This window comes from Pontibacter rufus (assembly GCF_015694705.1).
Lineage (GTDB): Bacteria > Bacteroidota > Bacteroidia > Cytophagales > Hymenobacteraceae > Pontibacter > Pontibacter rufus.
The window spans coordinates 526,282-545,334 of sequence record NZ_JADQDR010000001.1 but is presented as its reverse complement, the minus strand read 5'-3'; the positions used below and the strand labels follow the sequence as shown (position 1 = coordinate 545,334).

Genomic DNA, 19,053 nt, shown 5'->3' with positions numbered 1-19,053 from the left:
CGGAGGCTTTTTTATTTTTTTTAAGCCAAACTATTTTTTTCTCACTGATTATCAGTTGGGTACAAGGGGTACAAATTGGGTACAGGAAAAAGTTGGACTTGTAAACGCTTTCATGCCGATGTTCCTTTGTGTAGAAATTTAAACAACCACATTGCTTTGACAGCATCAGGTTGATTGGTGAAAATGATAAAATAAGAAGCATATGTTTACAAGCATTTCCTGGACAAATTACATAGTTGTAATTATCCTTCTACTGGCAATTTATTACATATTAATTGGAATATGCTTTTATTCCCGCGACTTCCAACAATTCTTAACCGTTAGACGAAAAGGTAAGATACGTTCTTCGGGTGATGAGATAGTAGATGATATTCCGCTAAACAATCCTGATGATCCATTTAAACAAATCGAATCTGACCTCTCCTTCTCAGATAGCTCCTTTGCTCAAACTTCCGACGATACTTTTGAGGATATTGAACGGCTCATATTACGACTGAAAGAAGCTATTGCCGATGCCGGAACAAAACAATATATCAAGCAGGAATTTTTCCTTTTACTTCAACTGATCTTAAAAGAATACCCGCATTTAAAAGATTCTCCGTTTCAGTCAACCATAAATGAACTGATTATTTCGGAATGCGGAAAATATGGCTCCATCGCAATCAGTGAAGAGGAAGTAGTGATGTTGTGGAATACGGTAGTGTGATGGGGCCGCCTTCCAGCCTTCCTGTTGAAATACAGGAAGGTTTAGAAGGCTTTATTTCTTCAATGAGTATGATAAAGATATTGGCTCCCATCCCTTCTCCGTGCTGTAGAGCTTGTGATGTTGGTAAATGAGAACTGGAGATGGCAGCCGCTTTCCTTCCTCTCTGCCGGAGTGCCGGCGGAGAGGTTTGGGAAAGTCTCAACGATGTAAATGTTCAACTTTTAAATAATGTGTTATGAAAATGTGTAAATGGAAATTTAGAAGAATTAATCGGAAGCAATTATTCTCAGTTGGTGCAGCCCTTGTACTGGTCAGTCTTCATTTGGCAGCAATGGCGCAAGATGGGAACGCCGGTATTAATGCAGCAAACCAGAAAGTACGAAGTTATTTTGATTCGGGTACCCAACTTATGTACGCTGTGGGTGCATTGTTAGGTTTAATCGGAGCGGTTAAGGTGTATCAAAAGTGGAATGCCGGTGATCAGGATACGGGCAAGGTTGCTGCCGCCTGGTTTGGTAGCTGTGTGTTTCTCGTTGTTGTAGCTACTGTTATTAAATCCTTCTTCGGCGTATAAAATTCACATTCATGCAAGCCATTTTAATAGAAAAATTGCGGAGTTATATCGTCCAAAATAACCCTGATGTAATGCTTCGCCTGCAAGAAGACTTTTCGCTTACCCGGTATCTGGAGCAAAAATTTCAAAATGTCCAGCCTCTTTTGGAGAACCTATTGGCAGAAAATAAACCCCAGTACATCATAGAAGAACTATGCCTTAATGATCTGACAAAAGATTTGCGGCCTTCAAAATTTAACTATATCCGCAGTTTGCTTGAAGAAGAGTTCGAGCAATACTTTGCTCGGATGAAAGAAGCTGGTATGCTGACCTATGAGATCGTAAATCTCATCAACTCATGTGAACCAGTATTTGAAGCATTACGATTTTCCGAAGAAAATGAGAATAACGGGGCTTTGCAAAACGCAATCCAGGGAACAATACAACAATACATAGAGCAAGCGACAGAATCGGCATCTGGTTAAATCAGATGCCGATTCCAAGCAAGATTAAAAGCAATTAGTGAAGATGAAAAACGTGGGGTATGGCTTACAATCTATTGCAAAAATTAAACGATAATATAGCGGCAATCCGTATTGCTTTAGAATGGGAAAAGGGTAAAACCTTATCACATGAACAAACGGATACGCTAAAAAACTATTCCGGCTTTGGCGGCATCAAGGCGATGCTATATCCTGCTGCTAAAAAAGACGAATGGATAAAATTGAATGCAACTGATAGCGACCTCCGCTTACATGATAAGGTCATGGAATTGCATGATCTTATCAAACAACATTTTAATGAAAAGCAGTATAAAGAAGTTGTCGGTTCCATTAAGAACAGTGTATTAACAGCCTTCTATACACCGGATGTTGTACCTAAGACTTTGTATCAGGCTTTAAAGGAACATAATATCAATCCCCGCCGAATTTATGAACCCAGTGCAGGTGCAGGTGTGTTTTTTACTGAAGCTGCCAAACTATTTCCGGATCTGCAACAAATAACCGCAGTAGAAAAAGACCTGTTGACCGGACGTGTGGTACAGGCATTAAGCAGCACATTGGATGTACCCGTAAATGTCCATATAACAGGCTTTGAGGAAGCTCCGGTAAATGACAATGGCAAGTATGACCTCATTGTAAGCAATATTCCTTTCGGAAACTTTTCCGTGTATGATGAAGCTTTCCCCGATAAGGAACTGTCCGGGAAAATACATAATTACTTTTTTGCCAAAGGGCTGGATAAGATTGATGATGGCGGCTTATTAGCCTATATCACAACCGATGGATTTTTGAATAACCCTTCTAATAAACCGACAAGGGAATATTTATTTAACCGGGCAGACTTTATAAGCCTGAATGTGATGCCGGATAACCTGATGAAGGCTACCGGTAATACTGAAGCACCAAGCCACCTGCTGATCGTTCAAAAGAACCTGTCAAAACAGGATCTATCTATTGAGGAAAAACTTTTAGTAGATACAGTAAACCAGGAAAATGAATTTGGGAAATATCATCTCAATAAATATGTATACCAGCATCCTGAACTTATTGCCGGAGATGAAATAAAAGCAGGAAAGAACCAGTATGGCAATGCCAATCAAACTGTTTGGCAACATGGCGATATCGATGCCATTGCTGAAAAGATAACTGAGACAATTGTCGAAGGCTTTGCTATTCGTTTCAACAAAAACCAGTTTCAAAATGCCCAATTATCAGCGGCTTTTGAAACGGTTACAGAAGGCAAGAAAATGACATTCTTACCGATGCCGGAAAACAAATCCGAAACAGTAAATGTCCAGTTGGGATTATTTGACAGCACACCCGCCGAAAACATTAACCGTGCGATGGCCTACATCAATAACCTGGATGTAACTGTAATAGAAAAGCAAAGCGCAAGAATCATCAGTACGGTTAAAACAACCGCCAAACCGGAACATGAAAGCATTGTGCTGGTTGCAGCTAAGGCCACATCTGTAAAACAGTATTTGTACAAGCTCTATTCCAATATAGAAGAACTCAATTTTACGGTTAATTGGAGTAATGCATCGGCTATGAGCCACGAGTTAAAAGGGCTCTCTTATCAGCTTCAGCAATTCGGATACGATTACATCTATGAAGGAGATAAAAGCCTCCAATCTGCCTTTGGATTAGAACGGGAAGCTCCGCAGTTATTCACAGATATGAAATCCTTTCATAAAGAAGGGTCGCTGGTTATCCTTCATGGAAAGATTGGCAGTATCAGAAATATAGATGCAGATTTTAAACAGGCCACTTTTGAAGCTTTATCGTTTACCCAAAACCATAGAAATTTCTACGAAAAATATCTTTCTCTCAGGGATAACTACCTGGAACTGGTAGAAAAGGAATCTACTCAGCAGGTGGAATATCCTCAATTGAGAAACCGGCTAAAAGACAGCTACGAACAATTTACAGCAAATTACGGTCAGCTTAACAGGCCGGATAACAGGAAGCTCATCACAAATGACATCGCATTTGGTTTTATCGTTCTCTCATCCTTAGAGCGGAAAGAAAATGAAAACTACGTCAAGGCAGATATAGTAGAGCATTCCCTCATTCAAAAACAAGAGGCTTTTCGTACCGATGATCCTACAGAAGCACTTGCCCGCTGCCTGAACGAACATGGACAGGTGGACATCAATTTTATTGAAGCAGCTACCGGCTTGGCACCCGCAGAAGTTATTACTAAGCTGGAACATCACATTTACCTGAATCCGCAATACAATAAATGGGAAACAGTCGATCAGTATTTATCAGGTAATGTAGTTGAAAAATTAAGAATCGCAGAAGAACAGCAAAAGCTTTATCCCGCTAATATTCACTTACAAAAAAGCCTGGAAGCCATAACGAAAGTCCAGCCTGAAAAAATTCCGTTTGAACTCCTGGACTTCAATTTGGGTGAAAGATGGATACCAGTTTCTTATTATGACAGCTTTGCTTCGGAACTTTTTGAGCTGAATACCAGCATCAGTTATTTTCAGTCGCTGGACAAATTTAAGGTGAATACCGTTGGCTATAATGCAAAGGTATCGCAGGAATACGCCATTACACCTAAAAGCGGAAGGACAACATATGGAACTACCATACTGGAACATGCACTTGAAAATACAACTCCCTTCTTTACTTATGAGGTAGCTGCAGGTGAAGGCAAAACTATTCGTTTGCCGGATAATGAAGCGATCCAGCTTGCTCACCAAAAGATTGAATCCATCCGAAACGGTTTTATTAACTGGTTACAGCAATTACCGGAAACGGATAAGAAACATTTAGAAACCCTCTATAATAACACCTTCAATTGCTATGTACTGCGTGAATACGATGGTAAGCATTTAACCTTTCCAGGGCTGGATAAACAAAAGCTGGGCATTGAGGACCTGTATAGTTCTCAAAAGAATGCAGCATGGCGCATTATGCAAAACAAAGGTGCATTGGTAGATCATGAAGTCGGTTTGGGTAAAACGCTTACAATGATCATTGCCGCTAATGAAATGAAAAGGCTCGGTATTATCAATAAGCCGATGGTCCTGGCTTTGAAAGCCAACATTAACCAGATTACCGAAACATACCGGAAAGCCTATCCTAAAGCCCGAATCCTCGCACCGGGTGAAAATGATTTTACACCCGCAAAACGCTTACGGCTATTTCATGAAATCAAAAATAATAATTGGGATTGCATCATCCTGACACATGACCAGTTTGGTAAAATACCACAGTCACCCGAAGTACAAAAAGAGATATTTCAGACGGAGCTGGATAATGTAGAGCGCGATCTGGAAACATTAAAAGATTTAGGCGGTGATATATCCAAAAAGATGCTCAAAGGACTAGAAGTCCGGAAGAACAATTTGCAGGGCAAGCTTAAAAGCCTGATGAGTGATATAGAGCAGAAAAAAGATAACGGCATTCATTTTAAGGAAATGGGTGTTGATCATCTTTTTGTAGATGAAGCTCATAAATTTAAGAACCTGACTTTTACTACCCGTCATGACCGTGTTGCCGGTATTGGCAATATGCAAGGCAGCCAGAAGGCGCTTAATATGCTTTTTGCAGTACGCACTTTACAACAAAAATTTAATTCGGATCTGTGTGTAACCTTTTTATCGGGTACACCCATTTCCAATAGCCTAACGGAAATGTACCTGCTGTTTAAATATCTCCGTCCGAAGGAAATGGAACGACAGCATATTGAAAACTTTGATGGCTGGGCAGCAGTTTTCGCAAGGAAAACCACCGACTTTGAATTTTCAGTAACTAATGAAATCATTGCGAAAGAACGCTTTCGTCATTTTATTAAGGTGCCCGAACTGGCACTGTTCTATAACGAGATTACCGATTACAAAACTGCGAAACATATCAGTCTTGCTAAACCGGATTTGAATGAGACATTGGTTAATATTCAGCCTACACCGGAACAAAGCGAGTTTATTAAAAGGCTGATGCAATTTGCCAAAACAGGCGATGCTACACTCATCGGCAGGATGCCCCTCAGCAGGGAAGAAGATAAAGGGCGAATGCTGATTGCTACAAATTATGCCAAAAAAATGGCCGCTGATATGCGGCTTGTAGATAGTCTTAGTTATGATGATCATCCCGATAATAAAGTAAATGTTTGTGCCAGAAAGGTGGCAGAACTGTATAATCAAAGTCAACAGCATAAAGGAACACAGATTGTCTTCAGTGATATCGGAACCCCCAAACCGGATGCCTTTAATATTTACGATGCGCTGAAAGAAAAGCTGGTTAGGGATTTTAATATACCTGCTCAGGAAATCACCTTCATCCATGACTGGACAGATAAACAAAAACCGGAACTATTCCGAAAAATGAATAGCGGACAAATACGGATCTTATTAGGCAGTACGGAAAAGGCAGGCACCGGTTTAAATGTACAGCAGCGTGTCATTGCTATGCATCATTTAGATATTCCCTGGAAACCTTCAGAACTGGAGCAACGCAATGGCAGGGGCGCCAGACAGGGAAACATCATTGCAAGAGACCACTACGATAATAAAGTCCAGAATTACATCTACGCAGTAGAGCAGTCACTGGACAATTACAAATTCAACCTGCTGAAGAACAAACAAACCTTTATCAGCCAGATGAAGAATTGTGAACTGAATGTTCGAACCATTGATGAAGGTGCTGTTGATGAAAAAAGTGGAATGAATTTTTCAGAATATATAGCCATTCTATCCGGTGATACCTCGTTGTTGGAAAAATCCAAACTGGAGAAAAAGATTGCGGTAATGGAAAGCCTTAAAATAGCGCATTATCGTGAAGCTTCCCGCTCTAAATACCAATTAGAGACCCTGCAATCGGATAAGGATGATACCATTAAAATACTTGGCAAGCTTAGCAGCGATGAAACCTTATATAAAAGCAGATTATACTATGAGAAGGATGGCACTAAAGCTAATCCAGTCCAGCTCAAAGGCATCCATTCTGCGGAATCGGAAGCTATCGGTAAGCATCTGATCAATCTGTATAAAAACTGGAAACCTTCAGATGACCCTAAGATAGGGAGCTTGTATGGTTTTGATTTAGTTATCCGTCAGCATAAAGAAGCATTTGAGGAAAAAGGGTCGCTGAACTATAAGTATTATAATACTCTCTATGCAGAACGGCCTGAGAGCGGTATCAAATACACCTTTAGCCAGGGGCATCCAAATACAGATAATCCTAAGCTTGCTGCCCGCCATTTTTTAAATGCTATAGACCGTGTAGAATCGCTTAAAGAGAAATACGAAAAGACATTGGTAGAATTAAATAAGAACATTCCGATGGTAGAGCAGATCGTGGTTAAACCCTTTGAAAAAGAAACGGAACTGGCACAAATGAAAAGTGAACTGGCGAAGCTGGAAAGAGAGATAACTCTGAAAATACAGGAAAACCAGATGAAGCAAAGCGGTGCAATAGACTCCGGCAACCCTAATGATAAAGAACGAAAACATACAGCCATCACAGAAACTCCTGTAATACAAATGCAGCCAAAGGAAAATGCAGCCTTGGAGATAGTATTAGCAAAAGCAAACGGAATGGCAGTAAACGGTAAAGAAGCTGTTCAATCACATATAGTTAATGAAGAATCCAGACTGCGACGCAGCAGCAGATTAAGAATTTAAAATAAGAGCTATGAGTAACAGTGTATATCAAATTAATAAAGGCATAAACAAGTCCATAGAATTTAAAGGGCTTAAAGCACAATACATATGGTATTTCGGAGGTGGCGTTATTGCCCTGCTTATCCTTTTTGCCATAATGTATATCATCGGGATTAACTCTTTTATATGCATAGGCATCATCCTGATCGCAGGCACTGTGCTTACCATGAAGATTTATGCTTTAAGCAACACTTATGGTGAATACGGGATGATGAAAAAACTGGCAAGGCAGCGTGTGCCAAAAGTAATCAAATCCACCAGCAGGTTGGTTTTCAGACTCGGAAACACAACTGAAGTAAAAGTTTCAGATACGTGGAATAAATAGAAAATAAATTTTAGCAGGTAAAAAGTGAAGATGGAAAAGCAGTTGAATGATATTTTACCAATTATGGGCGTGGAGCATGATTGCATTCTGTCCAAACAGGGCGACATTACCCTGGTGTTTCAGGCAGAATTGCCTGAAATATTTAGTCTATCCGATCAGGAATATGAAGCCTTTCATCAAACATGGATAAAGGCAATCAAGATATTGCCTAAACTAACCGTGTTCCATAAACAGGATTGGTTTATTGATAGTAAGTATCAGCCCGATTTCAGCAACGAGGATGTAAGTTTTCTTTCACGAAGCAGTGATCAATTTTTTAATGAACGCTCTTTTTTAAAGCACACTTGTTATATCCTCCTCATAAAAAAGCCTATAGGGCGAAAAATATCCAGTTCTTTATTCTCCAATCTTTTACGTCGATCCATTGCTCCTGAACAAACATTAAAACCTCAATTGTTGCAGGATTTCTTAGACAGCGCAGGCCAGTTTAAACGCATATTGGAAGATAGTGGTTTTGTAAAGTTAACTCGTCTGAAGGATGAGGAATTACAAAGTCATTCTCGTAAACAAGGGTTTATTGAACGCTATTGCTCTTTATCTGAAAAAGATAATTCATTCCTGTTTAAGGATATTGAATTTAAAGAGGGCATTCAGGTTGGTGATCAACATTGTCAGCTCTATACTTTGGGAGATGCCGCCGATCTTCCCTCTTTGTGCGGCTCACGCATTAACTACGACAGGTACTCCACAGATAAAACCAAGTTCAGTATTGGTTTTGCATCTACTTTGGGACAGCTTTTATCCTGCAATCATATCTATAATCAATACATTTTCATAGAAGATGCACAAAAGACTTTACAGAAGCTGGAAAGTAAACGCCTGCGTTTACAGTCTTTATCAGCGTATTCCCGTGAAAATACCATTTCAAGAGATTCTACGAATGATTTTTTAAATGAAGCGATTAGCCAACAACGTCTGCCGATTAAAGCACATTTTAATGTACTGGTCTGGACAGATAAGAAAGAGGAATTAAAGGACATCAAAAACCTGGTTTCTTCTGCACTGGCACAAATGGATGCAGCAGCCAAACAGGAAACAGCCGGTGCACCGCAAATATTCTGGGCAGGCATTCCAGGCAATGAAGCCGATTTTCCAATGAACGATACGTTTGACACGTTTGCAGAACAAGCAGTTTGCTTTTTAAACCTTGAAACCAATTACCGCTCTTCATTAAGCCCTGTAGGGATCAGGCTCGGTGATCGGCTGACCGGGAAGCCGGTGCATGTGGATATCAGCGATGAACCTGTTAAACTTGGTATCTGTACTAACCGGAACAAATTTATTTTAGGGCCAAGTGGCAGCGGCAAATCTTTCTTTACCAATCACATGGTAAGAAGCTATTACGAGCAGGGAACCCACATTGTCTTAGTGGATGTCGGACATAGCTATAAAGGTTTATGTGATATGGTAGGCGGTTACTATTTCACTTATGATGAGAAAAATCCCATCCGCTTTAACCCTTTTTATATTGGTGAAGGGGATAACCTGGATACCGAGAAAAAGGAAAGCATCAAAACCCTACTGCTGGCCTTATGGAAAAAAGACAATGAAACTTTTAACCGCTCAGAGTATGTGGCTTTATCCAATGCGCTGCAACTCTATTATGAAAGACTGGCTAAGGATACCGGATTGTTTCCCTGCTTCAATAGCTTTTACGATTTCCTGCGCAATGAATTTGTAGCCGTTTTGACTAATGATAAAGTAAAAGAAAAGGATTTTGACATAGGTAACTTTTTGTATGTGCTTCGACCATATTATCAGGGCGGAGAATTTGATTACCTGCTTAACGCAACCGAAAACTTAGAACTGCTCACCGAGCGATTTATCGTGTTTGAGCTGGATAACATTAAAGATCACCCCATCTTATTTCCTGTAGTCACCATAATTATTATGGAAGTCTTTATCAGCAAAATGCGTAAGCTCAAAGGCGTCCGTAAAATGATATTAATAGAGGAAGCATGGAAAGCCATTGCCAAAGAAGGCATGGCAGAATACATTAAGTACTTGTTTAAAACCGTCCGTAAATTCTTTGGCGAAGCCGTTGTCGTAACACAGGAAGTGGAGGACATTATTTCTTCTCCAGTTGTAAAACAAGCGATCATTAATAATTCCGATTGCAAGATACTCTTAGACCAGTCGAAGTACCAGAACAAATTCGATCTGATACAGGAGCTCCTCGGCTTAACAGAGAAGGAAAAAGCGTTGATCTTATCTGTAAATAAAGCCAATGACCCTACCAAAAAATACAAAGAAGTTTTTATCAGTCTGGGTGGCATGCTTTCCAAAGTATACCGGACAGAAGTTTCCTTACAGGAGTACTTGGCATATACCACCGAAGAAACGGAAAAAGTAAAAGTGCAGGCATATGCCACCAGGTTTGGCGGTGATATTCAAAAGGGAATTGCAGCACTGGCAAAAGATATAATTAACGGTAACCATTAAACACTGGAATTATGAAAAAGTACATGAAAATTATGATAGTCATGCTTTTTTGCATATTGACCATATTATCACCAAGGCAAACTAATGCTACGCCTATTGCAATTGCAGAAATTATTAAAGCAGCGGTCAAAAAAGTAATCAAGGCTGCTGACTTGAAAATTCAGCGCCTGCAAAATAAAACGATCTGGCTTCAAAATGCACAAAAGACGTTAGAAAACACTATGTCCAAATTAAAACTGGATGAAATATCTGACTGGACAGAGAAACAGCGCACTCTTTACAAAGACTATTATGAGGAGCTGGCTAAAGTAAGATCCATTATTACCTATTACCAGCGTATAAAAGATATTACCATAAAACAAGTACGGCTTGTTGAAGAATATCAAAGAGCCTGGAGCCTTTTCAGGCAGGATAAGCACTTCACAGAAAAAGAGCTCAGCTACATGGCAAAAGTTTATTCCGGCATACTAGATGAAACTGCCAAAAATATTGACCTGATCTTTCTGGTTATCAACTCCTTTCAAACTAAAATGAGTGATGCCCAGCGGATTGAAATTATCAATAAAGCGGCGGACCAGGTGGATGAGAATTATGAAGATTTAACCAGGTTCAATCAGCAGAATGTGATACTAAGCCTGCAACGGGCAAGATCGCAAAACGATGCAGACGTGATTAAGAAGCTCTATGGCCTGCAATAGTCTACTTTAAACCATTTAGAATGTAAATACATGAAAAAGCTCCTAATGTTTATGGTATTCATGATAGCTGTTAGCTCCCTGAAGGCGCAAACCTTTGAAGAGTGGTTTCAGCAGAAAAAGACACAGAAAAAATACATGGTTCAGCAGATAGATGCTTTGCAGGTCTATATAGGATATGCAAAAAAAGGATATTCTATCGCACAAGACGGACTAACCGCTATCGGTGATGTTAAAAACGGAGAGTTTAACCTGCATACGGATTATTTCAATTCTCTTGAAAGTGTTAATCCGAAGATTAAAAATTATGAAAAGGTTGCAGGCATCATTGCCTATCAGGTAAAGATTGCACAAATCTATAAACAGACATACCGTCGCATACAGGAAAGCGATGCCTTAAGCTCAGAGGAGCGCAGCTATATCTACCGTGTCTATAGTCAGTTGCTGGAGGATTGCAATAAAACGATAGATGAACTGATTGCAGTAACGACAAACAATAAGTTCGAAATGAAAGATGATGAGCGGATAAAAAGAGTGGATGCTTTGTATAATGATATGCAGGATAAGTACTCATTTACGCAAAGCTTCAGCAACGAAGCTATTGTACTGGCTAATTCCAGGATCAAAGAGAAGAGTGACATTCAAATCAGCCGGTCTGTTAACGGCATTAAAAACGAATAAGATGAGAAAGATAATTTTTATCCTGCTATTAACTCTTGCAGGAATGGGAACCACCTTAAAAGCTAATGCACAGGCAGACGAGATTGCACAATTGCTTTTGAATGTTGAAAAACTGGCGCAATTCAAGCAAATATTGAGCGACATGAAAAAAGGGCATCAGATTGTAAGCACTGGATATGATACAGTAAAGGATTTATCAAAAGATAATTTCAGTTTGCATAAAAATTTTCTTGACGGCCTGATGCAGGTCAGTCCTACAGTGAGGAACTACAAAAAGGTGGCTGATATTATTGATTACCAGATCCTGCTGGTTAAAGAATATAAAAATGCTTTTAACCGCTTTAAACAGGATAACAATTTTACCACGCAGGAACTGGATTATTTAGGAAGGGTTTATAATAACCTGTTTAAACAAAGCCTCAATAACCTGGACGATCTGGCTACCATCATTACGGCAAACAAACTCCGCATGTCAGATGGCGAACGTCTGAAAGCTATTGATGACATCTTCATGGATACGCAGGACAAAGTGCAGTTTCTCAGACATTTCAACAATAACACAACAGTACTCGCAGTGCAAAGAGCCAAAGACAAAAATGATGTAAATGCACTACGTAACATTTACGGTTTAACCAATTAAAATAAATATATGGCAACGTGGAAAAGAGCTGCGATGATTGCAGCAGTGGGGATGGTTTTGCCTCTGTTATCGCAAGCCCAAGGCCTTGCAGATGAAATGAATGGACTCCAGAGCACATTGGATCAATTGTATGATGAGATGATGCCTTTATGCAGCAAGCTTATAGGCGTAGGACAAGGTATAGCAGGATTTGCAGCACTATGGTATATTGCTTCAAGGGTATGGCGGCATATTGCGAATGCGGAGCCAATTGATTTTTATCCTTTGCTTCGTCCTTTTGTAATCGGCTTTTGCGTGCTGATCTTTCCATCCGTACTGGCCATGATCAATGGGATAATGAAACCAACGGTCACTGCTACATCTCAAATGGTTAAAGGTTCCGATAAAGCTATAGTGATGCTGCTAAAACAGAAAGAAGCAGCTATTAAGCAATCTAACACCTGGCAAATGTATATAGGTGAATCTGGCAACGGCGACAGAGACAGGTGGTATAAATATACGCATGATAGCGCTGACCCTTCCAAGGAAGGAATTTTTGAAAGTATTGGGAATGATGTGCAGTTCGCCATGTCTAAAGCATCGTACAACTTTCGAAATTCTGTTAAGGAATGGATGAGCGAAGTGCTACGGGTACTGTTTGAAGCTGCTGCACTTTGCATTAATACATTACGAACATTTCAATTAATTGTCCTTTCAATATTAGGGCCGCTTGTTTTTGGTATTGCCGTGTTTGATGGCTTTCAGCATACGCTTACCGTATGGTTAGCCCGGTATATCAACATCTTCTTATGGTTGCCGGTAGCAAATATCTTCGGATCAATCATCGGTAAAATACAGGAAAAAATGTTGGTACTGGATATTGGCCAGGTTCAGGATCATGGTGATACCTTTTTCAGCTCTACAGATATAGCTTATCTGGTTTTTATGATCATTGGAATAGTCGGGTACTTCACCGTTCCATCCGTAGCAAATTACATTGTCCATGCAGGCGGTGGAGGTGCTTTAGCACAAAGAGTAACCAGTATCTTCAGCAGTACCACCAGCAGCGCAGTTAATACCGCCACACGTGGAACCAGTATGGCAATAGATGCAATGGGAAATGCTGCAAGCCAATTGTCACAAAGCATGGCCGGACATGGTTCATCATCGCCCTACTTCGGTGATAAATCCAATCAATCTTCTGGTTATATGGGCGATAAGTTAAAAGGGAACTCCTAATGGTTTAAAATTCTAATCTAAAGATCATGTTCAAACAAATGAAAAATATTGATACTGCCTTCAGGCATATCCGAAGCTTTACATTGATTGTTATTATTGGTTCTGTTATACTTTGCTGCTTTGCGCTCTATAAAAGTTTCCGTTTGGTGTCCGAAATGCAGGGTAAAGTTTACATTCTGGCTAATGGCAAGGCACTCGAAGCCTACGCTTCAGAACGGAACGAAAATATACCTGTTGAAGCAAGGGATCATGTAAAAAGCTTTCATCAGCTCTTCTTTACACTCGATCCGGATGATAAAGTCATAGAAGCTAATGTAACCAAGGCATTGTATCTCGCTGACGGGTCTGCCAAAAGAGAATATGACAATTTAAAGGAAAACGGATATTACTCAAATATTATATCCGGAAATATCAGTCAGCAGATAAAAGTGGATAGCGTGATAGTTAATATGGATGATTATCCCTACCCTTTTAAATGCTTCGCTACTCAAAGTATCATCCGTACAACCAGTATTGTATCCAGAAGCCTGATTACCGAAGGTTATTTACGTAACGTCTCCAGGTCAGATAACAACCCGCATGGGTTTCTGATCGAGCGATGGGCAACTATCGAAAACAAGGATCTAAAAATACAAAATCGTTAAGTTATGTCCTTCTTTTTCAGAAATAAGAAAAGTCCAAGCTCTTTAGTTCCCAATGATGCTCAGGATAGGATAGCTAAAAGCATTGTGAACCATTGCTTACAGTGGCAGAGAAAATGGGCAGATTGGATGCAGGATAGAACAGAACGTTTATCAGGGAAAGGTAAGATTATCGCCCTCCTCTTGTTCTGCTTATTAGTTGGAGGTTACAGTATTTACCTGATAACTATCAGCTTTACCAGCAAGCAAAACTATTCACTTTCGGTAACATCCATTAAGAAGCCTCAGTATGCCGGGCGATCAGGAGAAGAACGGATAGCAGCATCTTCTGCTATTAGTAAAGAAGATTACCTGAAAGTATACCACTTTAAGGAATATATGGATAGCCTCGCCCGGTCACCCACAGGGAAAGCCGTCTATGATAGTATTCTAATCTCACGTCCGGGATTAATGGACAGTGTTAGGTTCATCGAAAATAGTTATCAGTCACAATTTAAAAAGTAAATAATATGGAACAGAAAATGCAATCTCCAAAATTTTTAAGGCAGCGAAATTTTTTTATAGTGCTGCCCTTACTTGTGCTGCCATTTATAACTCTGATGTTCTGGGCGATGGGTGGAGGAAAAGTAAGTAATGCTGGTGCACAGCAGGCACAACAAGGCTTTAATATGAATTTACCGGATGCTTATCTAAAAGAAGATAAGCCGCTGGACAAAATGAGCTATTATGAGCAAGCTGCTCGCGATTCAGCTAAAATGAAAGAGCTGATGAAAAATGACCCTTATTATAACAATCAGACTTCTTCAAATACGGATGAAGGAAATGTTTATGACAATAGTGTCTCACTGCCACAATATGGAAATAATAGCAATTCCGGCGGCCTAAAAACATCCCCATACAGTGGCGGGGCATACAATGACCCGAATGAAGCCAAAGTGTATCAAAAGCTTGAACAATTGAATAAAGTCCTTAATAATACCAATGCAACTGAAATTAAATCGGAGGATCACTCAACAATTAGCCGTAGCGGTAATGCTTCCATAAACACAGAAGATGTTGACCGTCTGGAACAAATGATGCAAACCATGAGCCAGCCGGATGGCGAAGATCCGGAAATGCAGCAACTCAATGGTATGTTGGAGAAAATCTTAGATATTCAGCACCCTGACCGTGTACAGGAGAGATTAAGGCAAACTTCTGAAGCCAGAAAAGGCGAGGTATTCGCCGTATCTGCTCCAGGTAATAAAACCACTGTTTCCTTATTAGATAATAGTCATCTTGCAGAAACAGGGTATAATAGTAATATACCTATACTCAATCAATCCAATGCTTTTTATTCTCTTAATGATATAGCTGCTCTGAATAACTTGCAGAACGCTATTGAAGCAGTCATTCATGAAACACAAACTGTGGTCAACGGTTCGACGGTAAAGTTGCGCCTGGTTAATGATATTTATATCAATGGCGTACTCATCCCGAAAGATAATTTTTTGTTCGGCACAGCATCACTTAACGGCGAGCGGCTTAGTATTAAAATCAATAGCATCCGTTTTCAAAATTCACTTTTCCCGGTAGAATTATCTGTGTACGATATGGATGGAATGGATGGTATTTACATTCCTGGAGCAATTACTCGTGATGTAGCCAAACAGTCTGCTGATCGTGCTTTTCAAGGCTTTGGTATGACAACTTTAGACCCTTCACTAGGAGCACAAGTTGCAAGTGCGGGTATTGAAACTGCAAGAAGCCTGCTTAGCAAGAAAGTAAAACTAATTAAAGTAACCATAAAGGCGGGTTATCAGGTGTTGCTTAGGGATGAAAAACAACTCAATTAAATCGCCTAATAAAATTAATAGACAAATTAATTTACTAATAAAATTCCAAAGATGAAAACGATATGTGCAGTAATGATAACAGGAATTTTTCTTGTACTTACAAATATTAACGCCTATTCTCAAAATGCTCACGGCTCTACCGTTTCTGTAATTGAACCGTATCCTTTAGCTATTACCTACTTCAAAACAACCAATTTGATGTTTCCTTATGCCATTAAAAGTGTAGACAGGGGCAGTAAAGATGTATTGGCACAAAAAGCCACAGGCGTTGAAAATATCCTTCAGGTTAAGGCAGGTAAGCGAGGTTTTAATGAAACTAACCTTACCGTCATCACAGCGGATGGTAAATTATATTCTTATGTATTGAGCTATGCGGATAACCCATCTGTACTCAATCTTCAATTCAGCACAGCGGGTAAACCAGCAGATAATACTCTCTTTTCAGCCGCCAATCCTAACGAAGCGGTAATACAGGAAGATGCGAAAAAAGTGGCTGCTGAAAAAAAGAATGTGCGAGGTGTTAAGGATAAAAAGTATGGAATAAAATTCCGGTTAAATGGCCTTTTTATCCGTGATGATGTCATGTATTACCAGATTAAGGTAACGAATAAATCAAATATCAATTATGGTATAGACCAACTTCGGTTTTTTATTCGGGATCAGAAAAAACCTAAACGCAGCGCTACACAGGAAATTGAAATTAAGCCTCTGGATATTCAAAATGACGCTTCAATTATAGCCGGGCAATCGGAGCGTATCCTTGTTTTTGCTTTGCCAAAATTTACTATTCCTGATAAAAAATATCTCGCAATCCAACTCATGGAAAAAAATGGGGGAAGGCATTTAGAACTGGATGTTCATAATAAGACTATAATCAAAGCTCAATCGCTCTGATGTTCCGATAATAACATTGTAAACTATAAAGGTTGTGAAGTATGAAAAGTGAGGCTAAGAAATACAATGTAATCTACGCTGACCCACCTTGGGCATATAAAGTGTGGAGCAAAAAAGGGAATGGAAGAACTGCTGAAAGTCATTATTCCACTCAATCCATAGATAGTTTAAAAGCATTCAATGTACCTGGTATCTGTGAACAGAATTGTGTGCTTTTGATGTGGGCAACTTTTCCATGTTTGCAAAATGCCCTTGTATTAGCGGAAGCATGGGGATTTGTTTATAAGACTGTGGCTTTTACCTGGATAAAACAAAATAAAAACGATAATAAGCTTTTTATGGGAATGGGACATTATACCCGTGCCAATGCAGAAGTCGTGCTTCTGTTTACTAAAGGGAAGCCACTAAAAAGAATTTGCAGAAATGTCCCACAAGTGCTGGTAAGCAAAAGAGGCGATCATTCACAGAAACCTTCAGAAATAAGAGAAAGAATTGTGTGCCTTTTTGGAGACGTTCCTCGTGTTGAGCTATTTGCCCGAAGCTGTAATGATTTATTCGCTGACAATGAATTTACAGGTTGGGACGTCTTCGGAAACGAGGTGAGCAGTTCTATACTTCTGCCTAAGTAAGCACTATTAACAACAAGTAAAAATATTATACCGGATGATTTGATCAATATCATTCAAGATGAGCTTTCGCAGTATAATCACAGGGTTGCTTATAATACATTACCGCACATTCCAGAGAAGGGCGAAATATACTTTTTTAAGAACAAAGATGAAGCAGGTAATTTTGCGCCATTAACATTAGTGATTATGATTCTTTTAAAGTCATCTACGCACAATCCATTGCGGATATACTTGGCCCAGCTCAGATTGAAGAACCGATGTCTATGAAACAGGCAAAAAATCCCAATGCAAACGGGCTATATAATCCGAATGGAAATGCCTTTACGGATGCCTTGGTAGACCATATAGAAAGGCAACAATTATTTAATAACTCAAAAACAACTATTATGAACCAGAAAAATTTCGAATACCTGCGTGACCAGGTAAAGTTTACCGGCTTTGGTGAAGGCCTGGAAAACGAATTAAAAGAAAAGATGCAAAAGCAAGCTCCTCAGTTTCTGCTCTATCATCAGGGGAGTTTTGGAAAGGATAAAACTATTTCTACCCTACACTTCAGGAAGTCTGATCAGAGCGATATGTACTTCTTTAATAAGTACGATCTGGCGCTGAAACAGGAAAATAAGCCTGAAACCATAAATCAGACTTTTTATCTCAATAAGGAGCATAATATCACTTTGAAAGAAGCTTACAACATGATGAACGGTAGAGCAGTTAATAAGGACCTTACGAATAAGGAGGGACAGGTTTATAATGCCTGGGTACAGATGGATTTTAAGCAAACTGATAATAATGGCAACTATAAGTTGAAGCAGTTCCATCAGAACTACGGGTATGACCTTAACAGTGCATTAGCGAAACATCCCGTTAAAGAGCTGGGCAATGAACAGGATAAAACACGGCTCCTGGAGTCTTTGCAAAAAGGCAACAGGCAGTCTGTCACCTTTCTGCAGAATGGCAGTGAGCAGAAACATTATATTGAAGCCAATCCTCAGTTTAAATCCATCAACATTTATGACAGTAATATGCAGCGTTTAGGCAGCAAGCAGTCTCAGGGAGAAAGCAGCTCAGTAAAACAGGATGCTAAAAAACAAGATCAGAGTCAGAGTAGTGACGATGGTAGTCCTGAAATACCAAAGACATCGAAAAAAAGGACGAAGAGACAAAGCCAGTCAATGAGTTAAACGGAGAAATGTAACCATGTTAGCCTTAAAACCATTGTCTGATTTTTTTTCAGCTATTGCCAATGACCCGCGTATCAGCATCACGCATATTGGTATTTATGCGGCACTGCTGCAATATTGGAAGGAACATGAATTTCAAAATCCAATGCAGGTATTCAGCTATGAGATTATGCGTATAGCTAAGATCTCTGCGAGTAGCACATACCATAAAAGTATTAAGGATCTAAGCGATTTTGGTTATATAAAGTATGAACCGTCTTTTAAGCGGAATCAGGGAAGTAAGGTGTACATCCTTGAATTTACTTAAGTCAGAAAAAATATTTAGAACACATACAAGCTCTTGGTAAAGGGCTTGTATTATTAAAACGGAGG

General features: G+C 39.6%; 17 protein-coding genes. All 17 read left to right on the top strand.

Going from position 1 to position 19,053, the window contains the following annotated elements; all coding sequences use genetic code 11:
* Positions 1-202: 202 nt before the first annotated feature.
* The 17 genes from I2I11_RS02430 (at position 203) to I2I11_RS02350 (ending at position 18,988) form a co-directional block, all read left to right on the top strand.
* On the top strand, positions 203-706 hold the full coding sequence (locus I2I11_RS02430; RefSeq protein WP_196266056.1) for a hypothetical protein: 504 nt from the start codon (positions 203-205) through the stop codon (positions 704-706).
* Positions 707-941: 235 nt separating this feature from the next.
* Complete coding sequence (locus tag I2I11_RS02425) at positions 942-1,280, top strand: DUF4134 domain-containing protein (RefSeq protein WP_196266055.1); 339 nt, start codon at positions 942-944, stop codon at positions 1,278-1,280.
* 11 nt (positions 1,281-1,291) lie between these two features.
* Positions 1,292-1,744, top strand: coding sequence for a DUF1896 family protein (locus I2I11_RS02420; protein ID WP_196266054.1), 453 nt, complete (start codon positions 1,292-1,294; stop codon positions 1,742-1,744).
* Positions 1,745-1,803: 59 nt separating this feature from the next.
* A complete protein-coding gene (locus I2I11_RS02415) occupies positions 1,804-7,401 on the top strand; it encodes a helicase-related protein (protein WP_196266053.1) in 5,598 nt (1,865 codons plus the stop codon).
* A 10-nt stretch (positions 7,402-7,411) separates the two neighbouring features.
* Positions 7,412-7,765 carry a DUF4133 domain-containing protein gene (locus I2I11_RS02410; RefSeq protein WP_196266052.1) on the top strand — a complete coding sequence of 118 codons (354 nt, stop codon included), beginning with the start codon at positions 7,412-7,414 and terminating at the stop codon, positions 7,763-7,765.
* A gap of 30 nt (positions 7,766-7,795) precedes the next feature.
* A complete protein-coding gene (locus tag I2I11_RS02405) occupies positions 7,796-10,267 on the top strand; it encodes a TraG family conjugative transposon ATPase (protein ID WP_196266051.1) in 2,472 nt (823 codons plus the stop codon).
* Positions 10,268-10,278: 11 nt separating this feature from the next.
* On the top strand, positions 10,279-10,965 hold the full coding sequence (locus I2I11_RS02400; protein WP_196266050.1) for a conjugal transfer protein TraI: 687 nt from the start codon (positions 10,279-10,281) through the stop codon (positions 10,963-10,965).
* Positions 10,966-10,995: 30 nt separating this feature from the next.
* Positions 10,996-11,643 (top strand): hypothetical protein, encoded by a 648-nt coding sequence (locus tag I2I11_RS02395; RefSeq protein ID WP_230679838.1) that lies wholly within the window; start codon positions 10,996-10,998, stop codon positions 11,641-11,643.
* Between the two features lies 1 nt (position 11,644).
* The gene (locus tag I2I11_RS02390) at positions 11,645-12,283 is read left to right on the top strand and encodes a TerB family tellurite resistance protein (protein WP_196266049.1); all 639 of its coding nucleotides are present in this window, start codon (positions 11,645-11,647) and stop codon (positions 12,281-12,283) included.
* 9 nt (positions 12,284-12,292) lie between these two features.
* Positions 12,293-13,501 (top strand): conjugative transposon protein TraJ, encoded by a 1,209-nt coding sequence (gene traJ, locus I2I11_RS02385; RefSeq protein WP_196266048.1) that lies wholly within the window; start codon positions 12,293-12,295, stop codon positions 13,499-13,501.
* A gap of 26 nt (positions 13,502-13,527) precedes the next feature.
* The gene (traK, locus tag I2I11_RS02380) at positions 13,528-14,145 is read left to right on the top strand and encodes a conjugative transposon protein TraK (RefSeq protein ID WP_196266047.1); all 618 of its coding nucleotides are present in this window, start codon (positions 13,528-13,530) and stop codon (positions 14,143-14,145) included.
* A 3-nt stretch (positions 14,146-14,148) separates the two neighbouring features.
* Positions 14,149-14,646 carry a hypothetical protein gene (locus tag I2I11_RS02375; protein ID WP_196266046.1) on the top strand — a complete coding sequence of 166 codons (498 nt, stop codon included), beginning with the start codon at positions 14,149-14,151 and terminating at the stop codon, positions 14,644-14,646.
* 5 nt (positions 14,647-14,651) lie between these two features.
* A complete protein-coding gene (gene traM / locus I2I11_RS02370) occupies positions 14,652-15,977 on the top strand; it encodes a conjugative transposon protein TraM (protein ID WP_196266045.1) in 1,326 nt (441 codons plus the stop codon).
* Between the two features lie 51 nt (positions 15,978-16,028).
* Positions 16,029-16,871 (top strand): conjugative transposon protein TraN, encoded by an 843-nt coding sequence (gene traN / locus I2I11_RS02365; protein ID WP_196266044.1) that lies wholly within the window; start codon positions 16,029-16,031, stop codon positions 16,869-16,871.
* A 41-nt stretch (positions 16,872-16,912) separates the two neighbouring features.
* On the top strand, positions 16,913-17,500 hold the full coding sequence (locus tag I2I11_RS02360; protein WP_196266043.1) for an MT-A70 family methyltransferase: 588 nt from the start codon (positions 16,913-16,915) through the stop codon (positions 17,498-17,500).
* A gap of 263 nt (positions 17,501-17,763) precedes the next feature.
* Positions 17,764-18,681: a hypothetical protein gene (locus I2I11_RS02355; protein WP_230679837.1), complete on the top strand. Its 918-nt coding sequence runs from the start codon at positions 17,764-17,766 to the stop codon at positions 18,679-18,681.
* 16 nt (positions 18,682-18,697) lie between these two features.
* Positions 18,698-18,988 (top strand): hypothetical protein, encoded by a 291-nt coding sequence (locus tag I2I11_RS02350; RefSeq protein WP_196266042.1) that lies wholly within the window; start codon positions 18,698-18,700, stop codon positions 18,986-18,988.
* Positions 18,989-19,053: the final 65 nt, after the last annotated feature.

What these genes read in the sequence shown, in the direction of transcription:
- I2I11_RS02430 (WP_196266056.1), top strand. Translation starts at nt 203, where the DNA reads ATGTTTACAAGCATTTCCTGGACAAATTACATAGTTGTAATTATCCTT.
- I2I11_RS02425 (WP_196266055.1), top strand. Translation starts at nt 942, where the DNA reads ATGAAAATGTGTAAATGGAAATTTAGAAGAATTAATCGGAAGCAATTA.
- I2I11_RS02420 (WP_196266054.1), top strand. Translation starts at nt 1,292, where the DNA reads ATGCAAGCCATTTTAATAGAAAAATTGCGGAGTTATATCGTCCAAAAT.
- I2I11_RS02415 (WP_196266053.1), top strand. Translation starts at nt 1,804, where the DNA reads ATGGCTTACAATCTATTGCAAAAATTAAACGATAATATAGCGGCAATC.
- I2I11_RS02410 (WP_196266052.1), top strand. Translation starts at nt 7,412, where the DNA reads ATGAGTAACAGTGTATATCAAATTAATAAAGGCATAAACAAGTCCATA.
- I2I11_RS02405 (WP_196266051.1), top strand. Translation starts at nt 7,796, where the DNA reads ATGGAAAAGCAGTTGAATGATATTTTACCAATTATGGGCGTGGAGCAT.
- I2I11_RS02400 (WP_196266050.1), top strand. Translation starts at nt 10,279, where the DNA reads ATGAAAAAGTACATGAAAATTATGATAGTCATGCTTTTTTGCATATTG.
- I2I11_RS02395 (WP_230679838.1), top strand. Translation starts at nt 10,996, where the DNA reads ATGAAAAAGCTCCTAATGTTTATGGTATTCATGATAGCTGTTAGCTCC.
- I2I11_RS02390 (WP_196266049.1), top strand. Translation starts at nt 11,645, where the DNA reads ATGAGAAAGATAATTTTTATCCTGCTATTAACTCTTGCAGGAATGGGA.
- traJ (WP_196266048.1), top strand. Translation starts at nt 12,293, where the DNA reads ATGGCAACGTGGAAAAGAGCTGCGATGATTGCAGCAGTGGGGATGGTT.
- traK (WP_196266047.1), top strand. Translation starts at nt 13,528, where the DNA reads ATGTTCAAACAAATGAAAAATATTGATACTGCCTTCAGGCATATCCGA.
- I2I11_RS02375 (WP_196266046.1), top strand. Translation starts at nt 14,149, where the DNA reads ATGTCCTTCTTTTTCAGAAATAAGAAAAGTCCAAGCTCTTTAGTTCCC.
- traM (WP_196266045.1), top strand. Translation starts at nt 14,652, where the DNA reads ATGGAACAGAAAATGCAATCTCCAAAATTTTTAAGGCAGCGAAATTTT.
- traN (WP_196266044.1), top strand. Translation starts at nt 16,029, where the DNA reads ATGAAAACGATATGTGCAGTAATGATAACAGGAATTTTTCTTGTACTT.
- I2I11_RS02360 (WP_196266043.1), top strand. Translation starts at nt 16,913, where the DNA reads ATGAAAAGTGAGGCTAAGAAATACAATGTAATCTACGCTGACCCACCT.
- I2I11_RS02355 (WP_230679837.1), top strand. Translation starts at nt 17,764, where the DNA reads ATGAAACAGGCAAAAAATCCCAATGCAAACGGGCTATATAATCCGAAT.
- I2I11_RS02350 (WP_196266042.1), top strand. Translation starts at nt 18,698, where the DNA reads ATGTTAGCCTTAAAACCATTGTCTGATTTTTTTTCAGCTATTGCCAAT.